The sequence below is a fragment of the Rhodospirillales bacterium genome (genome assembly GCA_016712595.1).
Taxonomy (GTDB): domain Bacteria; phylum Pseudomonadota; class Alphaproteobacteria; order Rhodospirillales; family Defluviicoccaceae; genus Defluviicoccus.
Map to the genome: position 1 here is coordinate 725,619 of JADJQT010000002.1, position 19,862 is coordinate 745,480.

At 64.0% G+C, this 19,862-nt stretch carries 18 protein-coding genes and 1 tRNA gene; 11 read left to right on the plus strand and 8 right to left on the minus strand.

Translation table 11 applies throughout. The features are described from left to right. Window positions 1–283: 283 nt before the first annotated feature. A complete protein-coding gene (locus IPK66_15195; GenBank protein ID MBK8176560.1) occupies window positions 284–445 on the minus strand; it encodes a hypothetical protein in 162 nt (53 codons plus the stop codon). An 88-nt stretch (window positions 446–533) separates the two neighbouring features. Here IPK66_15195 and IPK66_15200 point away from each other — a divergent pair, with 88 nt between their 5' ends. Together IPK66_15200 and IPK66_15205 are read left to right on the plus strand one after the other, a co-directional pair. After that, a complete protein-coding gene (locus IPK66_15200; protein MBK8176561.1) occupies window positions 534–1,481 on the plus strand; it encodes a DUF2341 domain-containing protein in 948 nt (315 codons plus the stop codon). 35 nt (window positions 1,482–1,516) lie between these two features. After that, window positions 1,517–1,669, plus strand: coding sequence for a filamentous hemagglutinin family protein (locus IPK66_15205; protein MBK8176562.1), 153 nt, complete (start codon window positions 1,517–1,519; stop codon window positions 1,667–1,669). A 208-nt stretch (window positions 1,670–1,877) separates the two neighbouring features. Here IPK66_15205 and IPK66_15210 read toward each other — a convergent pair whose 3' ends face one another. Beyond that, window positions 1,878–2,471, minus strand: coding sequence for an Lrp/AsnC family transcriptional regulator (locus IPK66_15210; protein ID MBK8176563.1), 594 nt, complete (start codon window positions 2,469–2,471; stop codon window positions 1,878–1,880). A gap of 231 nt (window positions 2,472–2,702) precedes the next feature. On the opposite strand from IPK66_15210, the gene trxB reads away from it, so the two are divergent. Beyond that, entirely contained in the window at window positions 2,703–3,677 is a 975-nt protein-coding gene (trxB, locus tag IPK66_15215) for a thioredoxin-disulfide reductase (protein ID MBK8176564.1), read from the plus strand. Between the two features lie 106 nt (window positions 3,678–3,783). Then, entirely contained in the window at window positions 3,784–4,674 is an 891-nt protein-coding gene (locus IPK66_15220; GenBank protein MBK8176565.1) for a LysR family transcriptional regulator, read from the plus strand. A gap of 858 nt (window positions 4,675–5,532) precedes the next feature. On the opposite strand, the gene IPK66_15225 is transcribed toward IPK66_15220, so the two are convergent. Together IPK66_15225 and IPK66_15230 are read right to left on the minus strand one after the other, a co-directional pair. Then, window positions 5,533–6,240 carry an NAD(P)H-dependent oxidoreductase gene (locus IPK66_15225; protein ID MBK8176566.1) on the minus strand — a complete coding sequence of 236 codons (708 nt, stop codon included), beginning with the start codon at window positions 6,238–6,240 and terminating at the stop codon, window positions 5,533–5,535. A 47-nt stretch (window positions 6,241–6,287) separates the two neighbouring features. Continuing rightward, window positions 6,288–8,309, minus strand: a complete 2,022-nt coding sequence (locus IPK66_15230) for an elongation factor G (GenBank protein ID MBK8176567.1) — start codon at window positions 8,307–8,309, stop codon at window positions 6,288–6,290. A 224-nt stretch (window positions 8,310–8,533) separates the two neighbouring features. Between IPK66_15230 and IPK66_15235 the strand changes: the two genes are divergently transcribed. Next, window positions 8,534–9,889: a potassium transporter gene (locus tag IPK66_15235; protein ID MBK8176568.1), complete on the plus strand. Its 1,356-nt coding sequence runs from the start codon at window positions 8,534–8,536 to the stop codon at window positions 9,887–9,889. 16 nt (window positions 9,890–9,905) lie between these two features. Continuing rightward, on the plus strand, window positions 9,906–10,568 hold the full coding sequence (locus tag IPK66_15240; GenBank protein MBK8176569.1) for a TrkA family potassium uptake protein: 663 nt from the start codon (window positions 9,906–9,908) through the stop codon (window positions 10,566–10,568). Window positions 10,569–10,837: 269 nt separating this feature from the next. On the opposite strand, the gene IPK66_15245 is transcribed toward IPK66_15240, so the two are convergent. The 3 genes from IPK66_15245 to IPK66_15255 form a co-directional block, all read right to left on the minus strand. Then, window positions 10,838–11,086, minus strand: a complete 249-nt coding sequence (locus IPK66_15245; protein ID MBK8176570.1) for an SUMF1/EgtB/PvdO family nonheme iron enzyme — start codon at window positions 11,084–11,086, stop codon at window positions 10,838–10,840. Window positions 11,087–11,174: 88 nt separating this feature from the next. Then, window positions 11,175–11,486, minus strand: a complete 312-nt coding sequence (locus IPK66_15250) for a hypothetical protein (protein MBK8176571.1) — start codon at window positions 11,484–11,486, stop codon at window positions 11,175–11,177. An 88-nt stretch (window positions 11,487–11,574) separates the two neighbouring features. Then, the gene (locus IPK66_15255; GenBank protein MBK8176572.1) at window positions 11,575–12,777 is read right to left on the minus strand and encodes a pyridoxal phosphate-dependent aminotransferase; all 1,203 of its coding nucleotides are present in this window, start codon (window positions 12,775–12,777) and stop codon (window positions 11,575–11,577) included. A gap of 103 nt (window positions 12,778–12,880) precedes the next feature. Between IPK66_15255 and IPK66_15260 the strand changes: the two genes are divergently transcribed. Beyond that, the gene (locus IPK66_15260) at window positions 12,881–13,882 is read left to right on the plus strand and encodes a hypothetical protein (protein MBK8176573.1); all 1,002 of its coding nucleotides are present in this window, start codon (window positions 12,881–12,883) and stop codon (window positions 13,880–13,882) included. Between the two features lie 8 nt (window positions 13,883–13,890). On the opposite strand, the gene IPK66_15265 is transcribed toward IPK66_15260, so the two are convergent. Further along, window positions 13,891–14,673 carry a hypothetical protein gene (locus IPK66_15265; GenBank protein MBK8176574.1) on the minus strand — a complete coding sequence of 261 codons (783 nt, stop codon included), beginning with the start codon at window positions 14,671–14,673 and terminating at the stop codon, window positions 13,891–13,893. Window positions 14,674–14,881: 208 nt separating this feature from the next. On the opposite strand from IPK66_15265, the gene uvrB reads away from it, so the two are divergent. The 4 genes from uvrB to IPK66_15285 all read left to right on the plus strand — a co-directional run bounded on the left by uvrB (window position 14,882) and on the right by IPK66_15285 (window position 19,730). Further along, complete coding sequence (uvrB, locus tag IPK66_15270; GenBank protein MBK8176575.1) at window positions 14,882–17,029, plus strand: excinuclease ABC subunit UvrB; 2,148 nt, start codon at window positions 14,882–14,884, stop codon at window positions 17,027–17,029. A 222-nt stretch (window positions 17,030–17,251) separates the two neighbouring features. Continuing rightward, window positions 17,252–17,470: a hypothetical protein gene (locus tag IPK66_15275; protein MBK8176576.1), complete on the plus strand. Its 219-nt coding sequence runs from the start codon at window positions 17,252–17,254 to the stop codon at window positions 17,468–17,470. A 228-nt stretch (window positions 17,471–17,698) separates the two neighbouring features. Next, a tRNA-Leu gene (locus IPK66_15280) sits at window positions 17,699–17,784 on the plus strand. Between the two features lie 401 nt (window positions 17,785–18,185). Next, window positions 18,186–19,730 (plus strand): EAL domain-containing protein, encoded by a 1,545-nt coding sequence (locus IPK66_15285; GenBank protein ID MBK8176577.1) that lies wholly within the window; start codon window positions 18,186–18,188, stop codon window positions 19,728–19,730. The last annotated feature ends 132 nt before the right edge of the window (window positions 19,731–19,862 follow it).

Consider the following 19,862-nt stretch of genomic DNA (forward strand, 5'->3'; position numbering starts at 1 on the left):
CAAATTGAAGTGTGTTCTTGTGGTATCTATAAGGAAACGCCGATCAACGAGTTGCAATTGATGACAAGTCGGATGTCTATTGTCGCGTGCGTGTTATCGACTATTCATGGTCGTGGCGAGTCCGTTGTCTTGACTGCTGCGGACGATCGCGAACCTGCGCTACGACAATCTCTGGCAACGGGGCGACAGCATCAGCTTCAGCTATCAGGTGGCGCCGCAACGCACATCGGACAGCGAAGTCTTTTCCGGCTCTTATCTGGCACGGATTCCTGGCAGCCGCCTGTCACTGCAAGCCTATGGGCTCAAGCCCGACAGCGATGTCGCCTCGGTCGGAGGGGTCAACGTTGTCGGTTCCGGCGAGATTGTCGGCGGCAGGGCGATCCTGCCTCTGACCATCCAGTCCGGCTTCGTCCAGTCGCTCATCGGCGGCCTCGATTACAAGCACTTCGGCGAAAATGTCGTCCTCGGCTCGGACGAGTCGACGGCGCCGATTACCTATTATCCGTTTACTGTGGGCTATCTTGCCAATTGGAGTGACGAGACGTCGCAGACTGCACGCCGGCAACTTCAACTTCGCCGATGCCAAGGAAGACGGCTCGGACCTGCGGTTTGTCGCCGCCGCCGACGCGACGCCGCTCGCCTACCATATCGAGAAGTACGACGGGCTCGTCGAAGAGGTTGGTCTGATCTGGGTCAACGTTGCGACGCTTGAGCCGGGCGCGGCGACCTCGATCTGGATGTATTACGGCAACGACAAGGCGCCGTCCGCCACGGACGCCGCCGGGACCTACGACGGCGAAGAGGTTCTGGTCTGGCATTTCGGTGAAGCGGACGGGATCGCTCGTGATCAGACGCGTAATCACAACGACGCGCTCACTGCCGGCGTCCGCGACGAGGCGGGCCTGATCAGCTGGGGGCTATCGCTCGATGGCACCGCACCGGTACATCTGCCCGCGTCACCATCACGCGCGATTGCGCCAGGCCAGCCGTTGACCTGGTCGGTGTGGATAAAGCCCGCGGGCGCGGAGCAGACGAGCGTTGTCTACGAGGCGCGCGGCGTCGGCGGCGCCTTCCGCGTCGGGCTCGTGGCCGGCATGTCGTACGCCGAGATCGAGACACCCTCGGGACGCATCCGGACCAGGACCGGCGAACTTCTCGCGGCAGACGTCTGGCACCATGTTGCCGTAACCGTCGCCGATCGCACGGTCGTTTACGTCGACGGCGCGCGCTACGGCGACGCCGAGGCGGTTTTGCCCCAGCTCGAAGGCGAGGCGCTCCTCGGCGGCTCTTTGTCCGCTCCAATCGCGCCGATAACGCCCGCCGGTGGCAACGCGACACCCGCTGCCGCAAATGCCACGCAGGCTGCTGCCGGCACCCCGGTCGTTGCACCGGGCTTTACCGGGCAAACTCAACTACCAGTGCATCTTCACCCTGCGCGGGGGAGCCATCAATGCCTATGTCGATGCCGACTTCACCGTTAATAGCAGCCGCGTGCTGACAGCGCAGGGGGGGGGATATCACCATTTTTACCGCCAATGGCGACATCGGCGCCGGTCGCGGCAAGAAGACGGCGAGCTTCAGCCCGCCGATCCGGCCCTATTACACGCCCGATACCACCGCTGTCGTCGACTACGGCGGGTTGATCACCGGCTCCGGCATCGGACCCTGATCACGCTGCCAGGCGGCGAACCCGCAGATATTTACCTGAGCTCGGCACTAAGGCGCTAGCCGACGTCGCGACAGCCGCCGGCGGTACCCAGCCCCACACACTGCCGTCGATCATCGATGTCGAGGTGCTGAGTTTCGGCGAGAACGGGTAGGGGATAGAGCAGGCGCCAGGACGGGGTGGCCGCGCGGAACCGGAACCGTGACCGGTCTCAGGCTGCGTCGTCCTGTTCACCGCGAGCGCGTGTGCCGTCCTCATCACGGTCATCGGCGTCTGGGTTGTCATGGCCCACATTGCCATGAACCTTGGCAGCCTCATCAGGCGCAAGAGTTTCGGCGGTGATGGGCACACCCGGTTCTGCTTTCGATGTGCGGATCGACAGCGCGGATTTGACATGGGTGACGTTCGGGGCCGCTGTCAGCCGGTTGGTCAGGAACCGCTCGTAAGCGTCCCAGTCCTCGGCCATGACCTTGAGCAAAAAGTCTGTTTCGCCCGCCAACATATAACACTCGCGTACTTCCGGCCAGGACGCGACGCGGGCCTCGAATGCCTGGAGATCAACCTCCGCCTGGCTGCTGAGGCCGACGTGGGCGAAGACGGTGACGTTGAAACCGAGAGCCTTCGGCTCCAGATCCGCATGATAGCCGCGGACATAGCCGGCGCGTTCCAGTGCTCGCACCCGGCGCAAACAAGGAGGCGCCGATATGCCGGCGCGGCGCGCTAGTTCGACGTTGCTGATCCGCCCGTCAGACTGAAGGTCGAACAGGATGCGCTGATCGATCTTGTCGAGCTTCACCCGCCGCACGCCCGCCGTTCCCTTCCCTGATGCTTGTGCCGATGTCCGACGCCCGCGAGCAATTATATTACTCGGCGTAGGCGGTCTTCGGAAGAGCGAGAATTTCCTAGCGATGGGAATATGGCGGAAAATTACCGTACTCTTTGGTGGCAGCAGTGTTGCGCGTGGGATTATCGCCACCTATGCTATGCAAAAGAGCACGCTTGCCGTGCAGAAATCGCTCTTGTGAACGTGCTATCCATGTCGACGCAGCATCACAGTAGGGTCGTGATCCTTGGTTCCGGGCCGGCCGGCTATACGGCCGGAATCTATGCGGCGCGTGCGAATCTCGCGCCCATTCTCGTCCGCGGGTTGCAACCGGGCGGCCAGCTCACCATCACCACCGACGTCGAGAATTTCCCGGGCTACGCCGAGACGGTGCAAGGTCCGTGGATGATGGAACAGATGGATCGGCAGGCTTCGAAGGTCGGCGTGCGGATGTTCGATGACATGGCCGTCGGCGTTGATCTGTCGCGACGTCCGTTTCGTGTCGTCGGCGATAACGGCGATATCTACCTCGGCGATTCACTGATCATCTGCACCGGCGCCTCGGCGCGCTGGCTCGGGCTGGAGGCCGAAACGCGATTTCAAGGGTTCGGCGTTTCGGCGTGCGCGACCTGTGACGGCTTCTTCTTCCGCGACAAGGCGGTCGTGGTCGTCGGCGGCGGCAACACGGCGGTCGAAGAGGCGCTGTTTCTGACCAATTTCGCTTCCGCGGTTACGCTGATCCACCGGCGCGACCAGCTTCGCGCCGAGCCGATTCTGCAAGATCGCCTGAGGCGCAATCCCAAGATTCGCCTGCTTTGGAATCATGTCGTCGAAGACATCCTCGGCCAGCAGGAGCCGGTGCGCGCAGTCCAAGGCGTGCGCGTGCGCAACGTTGACACCGGCGCGATGACCGACCTTTCCGCCGATGGTGTGTTCATCGCCATTGGTCACGTGCCCAATACCGATCTGTTTCGCGGCCAGCTCGACATGGACGCGGACGGTTATCTGACGACGAAGCCGGATAGCACCGCGACCGACGTTGCCGGCGTCTTTGCCGCCGGAGATGTGCAAGACAAGATCTTTCGTCAGGCGATTACGGCGGCGGGGAGCGGCTGCATGGCAGCGCTTGAGGCAGAACGATATCTCGCCCACGACGGCGAGGAAGTCACGGCTCGCGCCGCAGAATAGCGCGACACGCGCGTCACAACGTCGGCTCCGGCCTAGTCCTTACTCTTGAGGGAAGGCCTTCATGTCGGCGGTCGACCATTGGGAGGCGATCGAACCGGCGATGACAATGGATTGGGATAAGCTGCGCGTCTTTCATGCGGTCGCGGAGGCCGGCAGCTTCACGCACGCGGGAGATACCCTCAATCTCAGCCAGTCGGCGGTCAGCCGCCAAGTGAGCGCGCTGGAAGAGAGCCTGCAGGTCCCGTTGTTTCACCGTCATGCGCGCGGTTTGATGTTGACCGAGCAGGGCGAAATTCTGTTCAAGACGGCGCGAGAGATTCTTGCCAAGCTCAACATGGCGGAAGCGCGGATCAGCGAAAGCCGGGAGCGTCCGAAGGGACCGCTCAAGATTACGACGACCATTGCCTTTGGCTCGATCTGGCTGGCTCCGCGCCTCAAGGAGTTTCTGGAGGACAACCCGGATATCGAAGTCTCGCTGGTGTTGACCGACAGCGAACTCGATTTGTCGATGCGCGAAGCCGATGTCGGCATTCGGATGAATACGCCGACCCAGTCGGACCTGATCCAGCGACGGCTGATGACGCTGACGTATCACGTGTTCGCCGCCCCGTCCTACCTGCAAAGACACGGCATGCCGCGCTCGCCCGCCGATCTCGACGGTCACCGGATCATCGTATTCGGCGAGGATGCGCGCCCGCCGGTACCCAACTTGAACTGGCTCCTCGAGGCCGATGTTAAGGACGGAACCAAGCGCAAGGCCTATCTTAAGGTCAATTCGACCTTCGCCATTTTGCGTGCGGTTCAAAACGGGATCGGCATCGGTGCGCTGCCGCATTATCTGAACTATGAAGCCAGCAACCTCGTCGAGATCCTCCCCGAAATCCGCGGCCCGGACCTCGACGTATACTTCGTCTATCCCGAAGAACTTCGCCATTCGAGCCGCATCATGTTGTTCCGCCAGTTCATCTTGCGAAAAGTGGAAGAGTTGACCAACTGACGCGGGCAAGCCGGACGGCGATGCTCCAAAGCGGGTGGCGGGTGAGGCGTTCGCTGCGCGTGCCGCCTGCCGCTCAGCGCGCGGGTCTTGCGGTCATCGCGCCCGCTTCGATCTTCTCGTGTCGCTGCACCTGCGTATGCTGCGGCCTGAAGCTTTCGCCGGTGCGAACATCGCAAGCGGAACCAGGATTTCCGCTTATACGGCGAGAAAGTAAAAAAATCGTTCAACCACGCATGCATAACGCGCATGCGAGAGATGCGTATTTTTTTGCTGGCGGTTACCGCAGAACCTGCTTATATACGTTCCTGACGCTGCACTGCAGCAATGAGTTTTCAGGTTTCGGGTGCAATGCCCGAAAAAAGGGCTCGTCTCTGATGAGTCCTACGTCTCCCAGACGTGAAGCCTCCCTGTTGGACTTGCCGGGCCGGATTTCGGCCCGGCTTTTTTTTGCCTTCCGGCGCTGCAGCGCAATACTGATGTTCCCGCGTCCGAATGTCGATTTGTCAACTTGGCACGCAAGCGCACGCCGTTGGCAGTTCGTGGCGATAGCGCCTCCCACGCCGACGATGGTCGGCTTTTGATCCAAAAAGCGCGAACGCAGGTTGTCCTATTTCGCCTGTTCGTTTATGGTCAAACGACTTGGTGTTCACGGCTGCGCGATGGGGAGGCGCAGGACATCGGGGGAGTGGGCCTATCGAGCCCAGACGTTCGGCGGCCGCGTGCTGTGCGCCGAGCCTGCCGCGCCGGGGCTGACGCGGGCCCTTTCATCTGCACTCACGTTTGACCGTGCACCGTGAACACCACCGTTTTGTCCTCTACCGAAACCGGGCCTGGGTCCGGCGGCCCGCAGCCGGGGCGTCAGCCTCGCGGCTTGGGGAAAAGCTTGTCGTCGAAGTCATCGAGGCGGGGAAAGCGCAGGGGGGGCAAGCGGTCGAGCGCTAGCAGGTGCTCTCGGTAGGATACAAGGATTTCGCGCCGGGCAGCGTCGCTAATATAAGGGACATGGTAGGCGTAGAAAGGCGGCAAGACTTCGAGACCGACGTAATAAAGGGTACCGCGAAGCAGGGGGCGGAGCATGGTCTCGAGCTCGCCGTGAATGGCATCGCGGCCGAACATGTGGGCTCGTCCACCAAGACTCATCGCAATCGTGCCTTTTTTGCCGGCAAGGCCGCCGCGGTCGTAGAAGCGCTTTCCGCCGTAGGTCAGGCCGGAGATGAGCACGCGGTCGATCCAGCCCTTGAGGATCGCCGGCACCGAAAACCAGAACAGCGGAAAGTTGAACAGAAGCAGGTCGCAAGCGATGAGCTTGTCGATCTCAAGGGCGATGTCGCGGGCGAGGTTTCCGCTCTCGTAGGCATGCCGCTGCTCGAGCGCGTAGACGAGGTAGTCCGGGTTCGCCGGCTCGGCGAAGTCGGCCGCCGAGGCCACGGGTTCGAATCCCATGGCGTAGAGGTCGGATACGACCACGCTGTGCCCGGCAGCCGAGAATGTCTCAACCGCGCAGTCTTTCATTGCGGCGGTGAATGAGCGGCGCTCCGGGTGGGCGTGGACGATCAGCACGTTCATGCCGTGGTCTTCTCCTGTCAGAAAAAGTGCTGGAGGGGTGGGCGGGCTCAGTTCAACGACGCGCGCTGGGTCACCACCTCGTCGGCGAGCTTGCCGGACAGTTCCTGCAGATGGTCGAACCGCCATTCGAAGGTTCCGACCCCCAGCGTTGCCGACCGTAGTTCAACGATCAGGCCGTGCATTTCCGCCTGTGGCAGCAGCACCGAAACCTCATCCCATCCGGGCCAGTCGGATCGGGGCTCAAATCCCAAGATCTGCCCGCGACGGCCGCTCGACAGCCGCTGGATACGCGAGGTGAACTCCGCCGGTACCGAAATCCGCACGCTGAAGATCGGCTCGAGCAGAACCGGATCACACTTGGCCATGCCCTCGCGCATCGCCAGTTGCGCCGCCTTGCGGAACGCCATGTCTGACGAATCGACCGTGTGAAAGGTGCCATCGGTCAAGGTTACGGTGATATCGACCACCGGAAAGCCGAGTGGGCCGCGCGCGAGATATTCGCGCACGCCGGCTTCGACGGCGGGAATGTACCGTTTCGGAACCGCGCCGCCGGTGATCGAATCGGAAAAGGCGAAGCCGGCACCGCGCGGCAGCGGCTTGATATCGAGATGCACATCGCCGAATTCGCCGTGCCCGCCGGACTGTTTTTTGTGCCGTGCGTGCTGGCTGGTGGCGCCGCGGATCGTCTCCTTGTACGGCACTTGCGGGCGCCGCGCGTCCACGGGGACATTGAACCGGTTGCGCAGGCGGTCAAGGGCAATGGCAATCTGCATCTCCCCCTGACCCCACATCAGGAATTCGCTGGTATCGGGATCGTGGCCGTAGGAGAGCGAGGGGTCCTCGTCGACGAGTCGCGTCAGCGCGCTGGTCAGCTTGACCTCGTCGGCGCGCTCACGAGCGTGCACCGCCTGAGCGAAGAGCGGTTTCAGTGGCTCCGGCCAGGGCTCGCCCGCGGCCTTGCCGGAAGGCGATAACAGCGATCCGGTCTGCGCCGACTCAAGCCGCCCGAAAGCGACAACCTCGCCGGTCGCGGCCCGTGCCACCTTCTCCAGCTTGTGGCCTTGAAGCCGGTTTACGCCGCTGACCCGTTCGCCGTTCAAGGACATCCCGTCCACGAATTCGCCCTGCCAGACGCGGACGATCGATAGCTTGCCGGTATGGGCGGCGTGCAGCGTCTTGAAGATTTGCGCGCACGACTCCTCGGCAATGACGTTCAGCCGTTCCGCCGTCTGCACCGCGTCCGGGGCTTCGTGGCGCAGCGCCTTCAACAGCCGGGTGACGCCGTGCATGCCCTCGGCCGAGCCGAAGAATACCGGAACGATCAGGTCCTGCTGCAGGTCGCGGGCGAGGCCGGCGTAGATTTCGTCCGGGTCCGGGGGGACGTCCTCGAGAAGTTTTTCGAGCAGGACGTCATCGAAATCGGCGATCGCCTCCAGCATCCCGGCACGGGCCTCTTTCTCGCGGTCGGCATCGATCTCGGGAATCCGGATCAATTCGGATCGCTGCCCTTCGCTCCAACGGAACGCCCGCTCGCTGACCAGATCGACGAAGCCGCTGATCTTTTCGCCGCTGCGGATGGGGATTTCGCGCAGCACCAGCGGCCGGTTGGACAGGCCTTGCAGGGCCTCGAGGGTGGCGCGGATGCTGCCGCCGGCAAGGTCCATCTTGTTGATGAACACGACGTGCGGAATCGTGCGCTCGTCGAGAAAGCGCAGCAGCGGTGCCAAGGTCAGAATCTTCTGCGGTTCCGCCTCGCAGACGACGACCGCGGCGTCGACAACCATCAGCGCGTTGTATGCGTCTTGTGCCAGCTCGATAAAGCCCGGGCAGTCGAGGAACGTCCACTGCTCGCCAAGATATTCCGCAGTGGCGATATTCATCTCGGTCGACATCTGCCGGGCGCGCGACTCGGCGCTGCTGTCGCCGACGGTGTTACCTTCCCGCACGCTGCCTTTGCGGCTGATAGCGCCACACACCGCCAGAACGCTTTCCAGTAACGAGGTCTTGCCGGCCCCGTAGGGTCCGACGAACGCCGCGCATCGGGGTCCGGATGAAGGTTTCTTGGTCAAGGGGGGGTCCTCCCGTGGGCGTTTCGCCTTGGTGTGCCCCGCACCAGCGCAGGGCAAGTGTCGACCGCGTAAAGCGAGCCTAGCGCCGCTTCAATCCGAATCAAGACCGAATGGTGAAAGCGGTGCCAGCACGTGCGTACCATCAAAGCAGCGGTGGCCGGCGGCAATCGCCCACGCTATAAGCCCCGCAGCCCCTTGTTTTCGAACGGAGCCTTCGTCGTCCGATGCGCGCGTTGCAGGATCCGTCGCGGCTGCTGGTTATCGGCTTTGCCGGCGCGATGGTGCTGGGCGGCTTGGTTCTGGCCCTGCCGATCGCCCACCGCGCCGCGCCGGTCAGCTTCATCGATGCGCTGTTTACCGCGGCGAGCGCGGTGTGCGTGACCGGCCTGAACGTGGTCGATACCGGGAGCCGGTACAGTGGATTCGGCCAGGCGGTGATTCTTTTGCTGATCCAGATCGGCGGGGTCGGCATCACCACCCTATCGACCGGTTTCTTCCTTTTGCTCCGCCAGCGCGTTTCTCTCTCCAGTATCGATGCGGTCTCGTCGAGCTTTGTATCCAACCGCAAGCTCGCCTACGGGGCGCTGCTGCGCCGGGTGCTGGCGTGGACGATGGTGATCGAGACTGCTGGCGCGGCGATCCTGTTCGTCGAGGAGAGTCGCCGGCTGCCGCTCGGCGATGCACTGTGGTACTCGGTCTTCCACGCGATCAGCGCGTTCTGCAACGCCGGCTTTGCGCTGCGTGCCGACAACCTGGTGGGTGATCGCGACAACCCTATGATCGTGCTGCCGATCGCCCTGCTGATCATCATCGGCGGCCTTGGCTTCAGCGTGATTACCGAAATTGCCGCTTGGCTCCGTCGGCCGCCGGGCGGGCGGCTGCAGGAACTCAGCTTGCATTCGCGAACCGCGCTCGTGGTCACCGCCATTCTTCTTGTGTCCGGTGCCATCGCCTTCGCCGTGCTCGAACGGCAGAACGTGCTTGCCGGGGCTGGCGCTGGCGACGTCGTGCTGACCAGCTTCTTTGCGTCGGTCACCGCCCGCACCGCCGGGTTCAACACCGTTTCCTACAACGATCTCACCGCCGCTACGCTCTACGTGACCATTGCCCTGATGTTCGTCGGCGGCTGCCCCGGCTCGACCGCGGGCGGGATCAAGGCGACGACGCTGGCGGTGCTGTTCGCGCTCGGCCGGGCGCGCCTGCGCGGCGACACGCACCCGCGGATCGGCAATCGCAGCATCGCCGCCGATACCTTGAACAAGGCGATGATCATTCTCGTCCTTGCCGGGATCGTCGTCATTGTTGCCGTTATCGTGCTCGCCGCCTGCGAGGTGGCGCAGGAGCGGGCGCACAACTCCTTGCAATGGTCCCTGGGCCTGCTGTTTGAGGTCGTCTCGGCCCTGTGCACCGTCGGGTTGACCACCGGCATCACCCCTGACCTCAACATTGCCGGCAAGATCGTGCTGATCGTGTTGATGTTCGTCGGTCGTCTCGGCCCGCTGACGCTCGCGGTGGCCATCTCGCGCCGTCGCCCGCGCCCCGCGATCCGCTACGCCGAAGAGCCGCTGATGGTCGGCTGAGCCAACGAGGTAAACGATGCGAATCGCCGTCCTGGGTCTCGGAGACTTCGGCTTCAACCTTGCCGTCTGGCTGAACGCGCTCGGCAACGACGTCATCGCCGTCGATAAGTCCGCCGCCACCGTGCAGCGGATCATGGGGCAGGTCGGCAAGGCGATCGTCGCCGATGCCGCCGATCACGAGGCCCTCGACGAAATCGGCATTCGCGAGGTTGATGTCGCGCTGATCTCCGTCGGCCGACGCCTCGAGACCACCGTGCTCCTCACCCATTACCTGCGCGAGATCGGCGTGCCGCGCATCGTGGTCAAGGTTGTGGACGACGAGCACCGGCGCATCCTGACGCTGGTCGGCGCCTCCGCGGTCGTTCAGCCGGACCGGGATATCGCCGCCAAGGTCGCCGCCTCGCTGACCTTTCCCGATGTCGTCGACTACGTCACGCTACAACATCAGGCGCGCATCCTCGCCGTGAAGGCGCAGCAGAGCTGGCTGGGGCAGACCTGCGCCGCCATTGAGCGCGACGCTGGCAACCGCTTCCGGGTGATCGCGCTCGACCCCGCTGGCGAAGACCGGCCACCACAGGTTCCCTCGCCCGAAACCATCATCACCGCGGGCGACACGTTGGTGCTCATGGGCGAGCTCGTCGATCTCTTGGGCGAACTGGATACCGCCAGAGGCCGCTGACCGTGGGCGCGCCTGCCTCGCGTCTGGTGCGATGGCTGAGGTGGCGCGCCAGCATCGGCCGGTCGCACACTGGTGATCACCCGAAAGCCGACGATGTTGTCGCGGCCGTCCGCCTCGCCCCAGCCGCGCGCCGACGCGCGTATCTGCTCGGACGAGGAAGAATCCCGCGAGCCACTGCGCAGCACGTGCTTATCGCACCCCTTGCGCGCGACGGGCGGCACTCCCGTCGGCGAGGCATCGCGGTAGTCGCTGCGCCAACAGTCCTCAATTCATTCCCAAACGTTACCGCTGGTATCGAAGAGTCCAAAGGGATTGGCTGGGAACGAGGCGACCGGCGCGGTCTGCTGACCGTCCCGGGTGCTGCCGCAGTCGCGGCAGACCGTATGGTCGTGGCCGACGTCCGCCCCCCCCCATCCTTCGTGATTGGGCTGCAGCCCGTCGCAGCCTTTATCGGCAACGCAGGTCTGCCACTGCGCGAAGGTGATCTCGCTGCGCCCGATCGCGAATGGCTGATCGATCGTGACCTGGTGCTACGGGCGTTCGGAGTCTGCGGCGTCGGCGTCACCGTCAGCCGCGCCCATCGTGAAGCGTCCGGCGGAATCACCATCATCTTTGGGCAGGTCCCGCAATCCTTGAAGCCGGGGGGGCCTTGAAGCCGGGGGGGATCTCGAAACCGGGAGGGGAAGCCGCCGCTTCGGGCGCCGCCGCCGGCGTCTCGACAGCGACGGCCGGCACCGGCGGGGCCTTTTGGTGGATCACCAGATAAGCGATCAGGGTGGCGATGGCGAGACCGCCGATGACGAAAGCGAGGCGTTTGCCGCGGGAGCGGTTGGGCATAACCAACGGGTGCTGCAACGGCTCGGAGGCATTTTCCCCGGCCGAGGACGTCTGCCCTTCCGCTGTCTGATCGTCCGCCATGATTCCGCCCGAATCCGATCTGGTGCGGCGCCTTCATAGGACGGCGCTCATCGGCTGTTAAAGCCAGAACTACCCGCTGTTGTCGTCCTCAGACCAGCGCGGCGCACGCTCGCTGGATGCGCCGGCAGGCTTCCTCCAACGCCGATGTCGCTGTGGCGTAGGAAATGCGGAAGTAGGGGGAGAGGCCGAATGCGGCCCCGTGCACGCAGGCAACGCCTTCCGCTTCCAGCAGATAGGTGACGAAGTCCTCGTCGGTGGCGATCGTCTTGCCGTCGGGGGTGCGGCGGCCAATCGTACCGGCACAGGAGGGATAGACGTAAAACGCGCCGTCCGGGCAGGTGCAATCCAGACCCATGGTCTGGTTGAGCATGCCGACGACAAGATCGCGGCGCTCCTTGAAGACGGCATTGTTCTGGGCGATGAAGTCCTGGGGCCCGTTGAGCGCTGCTACCGCCGCCGCCTGGCTGATTGACGAGGTGTGCGTCGTCGATTGCGATTGGATCATGTTCATCGCCGCGATCAGCGGTTTCGGGCCGGCGGCATAGCCCACGCGCCAGCCGGTCATGCTGTAGGCCTTCGAGCAGCCGTTAAGGGTCAGCGTCCGCTCGGCAAGGCGCGGTTCGATCTGTGCCGGCGTGGTGAAACGGAAGTCGTCGTAGATGACGTGCTCGTAGATATCGTCGCTCATCACCCAGACGCGCGGATGCTCCGCGAGAACGTTGCAGATCTCCCGCATCTCATGTTCGCTATAGGCAGCTCCGGTCGGGTTGGACGGCGAGTTGAGGATCACCCACTTTGTCCGCCGGGTGATCGCCCGATCGAGATCGGCGGGATCGAGCTTGAACCCGCGCTCAGCGGCGCAGGGCACGATGACCGGATCGGCTTCGGCGAGCAGCACGATGTCGGGGTAGGAAACCCAGTACGGCGCCGGGATGATCACCTCGTCGCCTGGGTCGAGCGACGCCATCAGCGCGTTGTAAATCGATTGCTTGCCACCGCAGGCGACGGAAATCTGATCCGGCGCGTAGGTGAGCCCGTTTTCCCGCGCGAACTTGGCCGAAATGGCCTGTCGTAACGCCAGCGTGCCGGCAACGGCGGTATATTTGGTCTCGCCGCGATCGATCGCGGCCTTGGCGGCGTCCTTAATGTGCTGTGGCGTATCGAAGTCGGGCTCGCCCGCGCCAAGACCGATGACGTCGCGACCCGCGGCCTTGAGCTCGGCCGCCTTCTGCGTGACCGCGATGGTCGGCGACGGCTTGATGCGAGCGAGGCGTTGGGCGAGAAAGGACATCTGAAAGCTCCGGTCGATTGCACATATGAGCAGGAGAGTAAGCCGCCGGCGGCAGACCTGCAACGGCGTCCGGCCGCCGGTACAATTATGTGACGAGTGTGCGATGATCCCGCCGGAAGACGCCGGGCCGACGGCTGATTTGCCGGGCGCGGCCGAGATCGAGACGATTTTTGCCGCTGCTGTCGCGCGCTGGGCTGCGGCGTGCCACGGGCGGGTGGACGACTTCGCTCGTGCTAATTTCAGCCTCGCCGGCACCTTTCGCCTCCACCGGCGGGCCTTCGGCCTCGATCTGCTGCGCGCCCCCGCCAATGTCGCGCTCGTTCCGGTGCATCTGCTGATACAACTCGCCGCGAGCGGACTGGGACGGATGCGCGTCCGCAGTGCGGCGCGCTGGTTGCGTCGCCGCAACGTGTTCCTTGCCACCAGCGTCGCGCGCGAGCTTGTCTGGCGGTTGCACGTCGATCTGTTGGGGCTTCCCTGTCGTGACCGGGCCCGTGAATCGACGAAGGACGCCCTGGCGGAGGCGCTCCTCGCCGATCCGGCGCTCGCGGCCCGTTTTGGTGCGGCGTCGGCGCGCGTCCTGCGCCATCGCGACGATCCCTTGGTACGTCAACGGCTCGGCGCCACGCTCGACACCTACACGGGCGCGCGCACCGCCGCCGCCGAGCTGGTAAACAACATGATGCTGGCGGGCGCCGGTGCCAGCGCTTTTCAGAAACTGACGCCGGGCGCCTTGTCGCTGGGCCCGCTGCTCGCCGGCCTTGTCGCCCAGCACCTCGCCATCGCCAGCTTCCCCCTGGGCGCGAGTCTCGGCTCACTATGGTACGGCGTCGTCGTAGCGCAGCCTTCGGCCGCGCTCGTCGCCGGGGTGACCGCCGGCCTGATGCTGGGCGCGGCGATGCTCACCGCGTTCGCCGGCATCGTCAGCGATCCGCTGCAGCGGGCATTGGGTCTGCATCAGCGCCGGCTTCACCGCCTGATCGATGCGCTGGCGCGGCAGCTCGGTGGGGATGGCGAGGCCTCGTTGCGGTTGCGCGATCACTACGCCGCCCGCCTGTTCGATGTCATCGACGCACTGAACACCGCCGCGCGTCTCGCCGGCTGAGGCGCCGTTCACGGCTCTTCAGTGGTGACCAGAACCGAAGTCTGCGCCGCGACCGGCGGGAATGTCTCGACTGACCATACCGGCGTGCCGGTGGCGGTCACGAAATTGACGGTTGTCGCCGTCACCACCGGACGCACCGCGGTGAGCGTCCGGCTCTCGCCGGGCGCGAGCGAGGCAATCGTGGCGATCGGTTGAGGAACGAACTGGTCGTCGATAACGGCGACGTTGGTCAGGCTTGTCGTCGCGTCGAGGTTGGCGAGCGCATGGCAGTAGGTCACGTCGGCCCCAAAATCGACGGTGATCTCGGCTGCGCCCGGGCATGGGTCGACGGTCGCGGTGACGCTCAGACCGAGGCCGGGGGCAGCCTTGATCATGGTGATTTCGCCGGCGCTGCAGGCCAATGGTCGATAGAACGCATCATGGCCCTCGCCCGTCGCCGCGTGCGTGCCGAACGCTGCCTCGCCGGTGATCGAGACGAAGTCGGAGGTCTCGCCAGCGCCGGTCTCGTCAAGCAGGCCCGGCACGACGCCCAGGATCGCGTCGGAGATGGCGACACCGTCGAGGTCGATGTTGGTCTCGTTGCGGACCTGATAGCACCACAACACCGGCGTACCAGGGGGAACGGCCAGCGGATTGAGCCCCGGACAGGACGCGCCGGCCACGACGGCCGTGGCGGATACGACGATCGCGCACGTGCCGGTCAGGGGCGGGGGTGCCGCCGCGCCGTCCCAGGCGGCGAGGCCGATCATCAGCCCGCCCGCTGCGCTCGCCCCGATGCGACGCATCATCATGTCTCGCGCCTCGTGGTTGTCTCGCTGACATTCCGTCACCCGCGCCGTGCAACCGCCAGACGTACCCGACCGCCAGCGCCCGGCAAAGCGACGGTTTTACGAAGATCGTCCGGTTGTTGGTTCTCGGCGGCGACCTCGCCACTGGCAACCCGGCTGGCGCATCCCTATAAACGAGGCCATGGTCGCGTTTACCAATCCCGCCATCTTCATGCCGGCCAGGCGGCCGCCGGTGGCGTTCACCCGTCGCTTCGCGCTTGCCTCAGGCTATCGACCGGCCGGCGACCAGCCGCAGGCGATCGCGGCGCTGATCGCGGGACTCGAAGGCGGCGAGCGCGATCAGGTGCTGCTCGGCGTCACCGGGTCCGGCAAGACGTTCACCGTCGCCAACGTCATTGCGGCCGTCCAGCGGCCGACGCTGGTACTGGCGCCCAACAAGATCCTGGCGGCCCAGCTCTATGCCGAGATGAAGGGATTTTTCCCCGAGAACGCCGTCGAGTATTTCGTTTCGTATTACGACTACTACCAGCCGGAAGCCTACGTTCCACGCACCGATACCTACATCGCCAAGGATTCATCGATCAACGAGCAGATCGATCGGATGCGCCACGCCGCCACCCGGGCGCTGCTCGAGCGCAACGACGTGATCATCGTCGCCTCGGTCTCGTGCATCTATGGCATCGGCGCGGTCGAAACTTACGCGCAGATGGTGTTGACGCTGGCGACCGGGCAGACGATCGAGCGCAAGGCGCTGCTGCAGCGGCTCGTGGAGTTGCAGTACAAGCGCAACGATCTCGCCTTCGCCCGTGGCTTTTTCCGCGCGCCTGGCGACATTGTCGAGGTGTTCCCCTCGCACCTCGAGGACCGGGCTTGGAAGCTGTCGATGTTTGGGGACGAAATCGAGACGATTTGGGAGATCGACCCGCTGACCGGCGAGAAGCTCGGCCGGCTGGATGAGATCGTCATCTATCCGAACAGCCACTACGTAACGCCGCGGCCAACCCTGCAGCAGGCCGTTCCCCGTATCAAGCAGGAGCTGAAGGCACGGATCGAGGAGTTTGTTCGCGACGGCCACCTCCTCGAGGCCCAGCGGCTGCAGGAGCGCACGACCTACGATATCGAGATGCTGGAGACCGTCGGCGTATGCAGCGGCATCGAGAACTATTCGCGCTACCTGACCGGCCGCAATCCCGGTGAGCCGCCGCCGACCCTGTTCGAATACATTCCCGAGAACGCCTTGCTCGTCGTCGATGAGAGTCACGTCACCGTCCCTCAGCTCGGCGCGATGTTTCGCGGCGACTTCCAGCGCAAGTCGACACTCGCCGAGTACGGCTTCCGCCTGCCGTCCTGCGCCGACAACCGGCCGCTGAAGTTCGAGGAATGGCGCCAGATGCGCCCGCAGACGATCTTCGTCTCGGCGACGCCCGGACCGTGGGAACTGGAGCAGACGGGCGGGGTGATCATCGAGCAGGTGGTCCGCCCGACCGGGCTGATCGATCCGCTGTGCATCGTCCGGCCGGTGGAAAGGCAGGTCGACGACCTGATGGGCGAATGCCGCACCGCCGCTGCCGCCGGTGGTCGCGTCCTGGTCACCACCTTGACCAAGCGCATGGCCGAGGACCTCACGGAATACCTGCACGAGCAGGGCGTGCGCGTGCGCTACATGCATTCGGACGTCGATACGCTCGAGCGCATCGAGATCATCCGTGACCTCAGGCTGGGTGCCTTCGACGTGTTGATCGGCATCAACCTGTTGCGCGAGGGACTCGATATCCCCGAATGTGTGCTTGTCGCCATCCTCGACGCCGACAAGGAAGGCTATCTCCGATCGAAAACCTCGCTGGTGCAGACCATCGGTCGCGCGGCGCGGAACGTCGACGGCCGTGTCATCCTCTACGCCGACAAGATAACCGACTCGCTCGACTATGCGCTGCGGGAGACCGAGCGCCGACGCGAGAAGCAGATGGCCTACAATGCCGAGCACGGCATTACCCCCAAGAGCGTCAAGAAGGGCATCGCCGACGTGCTGCAAAGCGTCTATGAGGCGGACTACGTCACCGTCGATCTCGGCGCTGCCGGCGCGACGGCCGTTGTCGGCAAGGATCTCAAGGCGGTGATCGGCGAGCTGGAAAAAAAGATGCGCGCGGCCGCCGCTAATCTCGAATTTGAGGACGCGGCCCGGTTCCGCGACGAGATCCGCCGGCTCGAGGTGCACGAAATGGGCCTCGATCGGCCAGGGATGGCACCACCGCCGCTGCTCGCCTCCATGGATGACGCGTCGGCGAAAGCTGGCGATCCGTCCCGGGCAAAAGGCCGGGCCGGATCGCGCCGGCCCGAACGGAACCAGGGGCGGCGGTAGGCACCCGGCCGCGGCGCCTCGTTCCGGAAAGCAGGTGTTCTCGCGCATGCCGGGTTTCCGGCGCCGGTAGGCAACGAAAGCTCAACCTTCGGTGGGTTGCGACCACGGGTTGGTGACGCGCCACGGTGGACAGTCCGGAATTTTCCTCAATTGACGATTGGGCAATTTCCAGGCAATTTTATTGCAATAGACAATTAGTGACAACGAGCGAGGACTCGCCGGATGCTGCCGAATCCGTTTACCGCCCTCTTAAAACTACAACTCAGCCTTGTGCGCGATGGCATGGCGCTCTATAGCGCTCTCCTTGAGCCGTGGCTGGCCTTCGAGCCGCAAAACACGCGCCAGGGCGGGATGGCACCCGGCCGCGGTCTCGTTCCCGTTCGGATTCCGGTGAAGGTCAATGCGAACACCATCGCGTCCGACAGGTCCATTCGCCGCTAGGTCTCGGGCAGTCTTCTTGAGTACGCCGAACGTGGCGGAGTATGCGGCGGAGGTTTGCCGTGCACGGGCACGTGGCGCTTGTGGCGCAATCTTCTGCCGCTTAAATTGCGGGCGAGGACGAGTAAGGTGGCACCTGTGCCTCGCTCAGGTTGACGTCTCACGTCGACGGACGTCTGGATAGACGCTGGACCACCGGCAAAGCGAGGCGAAGAGCACGACAGCAAAGACGCGGGCGTGGCGGAATGGCAGACGCGCCGGACTCAAAATCCGGTTCTGGTGACAGAGTGTCGGTTCGACCCCGACCGCCCGCACCACTTTTTTCTGGTCGAGATTGCCGCGAAGCGGACCGGTTTCGGGCTGCTCGCCGCTCTTTGATAATCGCCGAGACGCAATGGTCGAGGCGGATGATGCCATTGCTGGTAGCCAATATTGCGCGAAACCAGTGGCAGGATTTGCTGTGTGGAACGCGCCAGGGTGCCTTGAACAGGACTTAACGTCGTCCTAGCGCCGGTCATCGGCTGGGAGCCGTCTGGGAACGCGCAGCGCCTGCGGGCGACAAGGTCTTCGCGCGAGCGGCGCATTAAACCTTCAGCTGAACCTTCGTTCAATTCTCAATCTAGTTCCGGGTTCGTGATACGATAGCGCACGCTCCAATGCATTTTTTCCGCATAGTACACGCGACGGCTGTTTTCGTCAGCCGATAAAGGGGGGGAGGTTGAAAAGGCGAACGCGCCGGCTGCTGATATTTGGATTCGGCGGCAGCTTTCTTGCGATCGTTCCGATCGTCGTCGGCCTTGGATGGACGTACCTTGCCACCGTCGAGCAGGCACAGGAGCGCATTGATGTGCTGGCTCGCCAAGTGGCCGACAACGTGCACGATGTCTTGAAGACGGCGGTGGAAGCGCTGACGGACGTCAGTCAAGTGGCACAGCAAGGCTGCACCGACGCGCTCATACTTGCAATGCGCACCAAGGCGGCCGCGCTCTACGCGATGCGCGACATCGGTTACGTAACAAGCGACGGCTTCCTCACCTGCAACTCTTACGGGCGGCTGGACCCACCGCGCGCCGTCGGATCGCCCCGGACGATCGAGCCGGACGGGTCGGATTTCGTCATAACCCCGCCGGTGGCGACCGTATTCACGCCGGGCAAGTCGATCATCATCTCCCAGCGACTGCCAAATGGGGACTTCGTCAATATCCTCGTGCCGCCGGAAGTGCTTTTAAGTCCGCTAAGGCCGGGGGCTCTCGGCACCGGCGGTTCCGTCGAAGTGACCATGCAGGACCTTCCGCTCGCCGTCCTCGGCCGGCCGTCGCGCGCGCATGAGCAGTTATTCCGCGCCGAGGAAGACTCGGGGATATTCGGCGTTCAGATCGCGATCGCCGCCGACCGCGTTTCGGCGCTCGCGGAATGGCGGCGTCTGGCGGCGATCAATGGCGTGATCGGTGGTGCCGTCGGTTTCGTCATCATTCTCGTCGCTGTGCGGCTCGCCATTCGGCGGCCCTCGATGGGTGACGAATTGCGCGAGGCGCTCGATCAACAGGAGTTCATCGTTCATTACCAGCCAATCATCGACCTGCATGCAAATCGCTGCGCCGGTGCCGAGGCGCTCATCCGTTGGCGTCACCCGAAACGCGGCATCCTTCCGCCGGATGTATTCATCGCCCTCGCCGAGGAGACGGGGGTGATCGTGCCGATGACACGTTGGCTGATGCGCCGCGTGGGAGAAGAAATCGGCGAGCTGCTTCGCGCGGATGACGGGTTTCACGTCGCGATCAACCTTGCGCCGGTCCATTTCCTTGACCTGGATGTGGTCGCCGACGCCAAAGCGGCAGCCGAGGAAACCGATATTCGACCGCGGCAGATGCTGTTCGAGATTACCGAAAGAGGGCTTGTCGATGACACGTTCTGCCGCGAGGTGATCGAGGGGCTCGCAGAACTCGGCTCACGCGTGGCGATCGATGACTTTGGAACCGGCTACTCCAACCTCGCTTACATCGGGATGTTCCGGCTCGACTTCCTGAAAATTGACAAGGCGTTTGTCAAGACGATCGGCTCTGACGCGGCGAGTGCGGGCCTTGCCCAGGTGATCGTCGACATGGCGTCCGCGCTCGGGCTCAAAGTCATCGCCGAAGGCGTGGAGACACGGGATCAAATGGCCTTTTTGCGCGATCGGGGCGTGGGCTTAGCTCAAGGCTGGTATTTTTCGCGGCCGCTGCCGGCCGTCGACTTAGTCGGTTACGTCCAGAAGTTTCGCTGACACGCTGGAGCTGAACATGAAACCGGGGCAGGGCTGGGTTTCGCAGATCCTTGTAAGGACGGGCGAGACGGCGTCGGCGGGACACGAGCGCCTAGGTCATGAACGAGCGGCGAGACCGTCGTTTACTTGAGG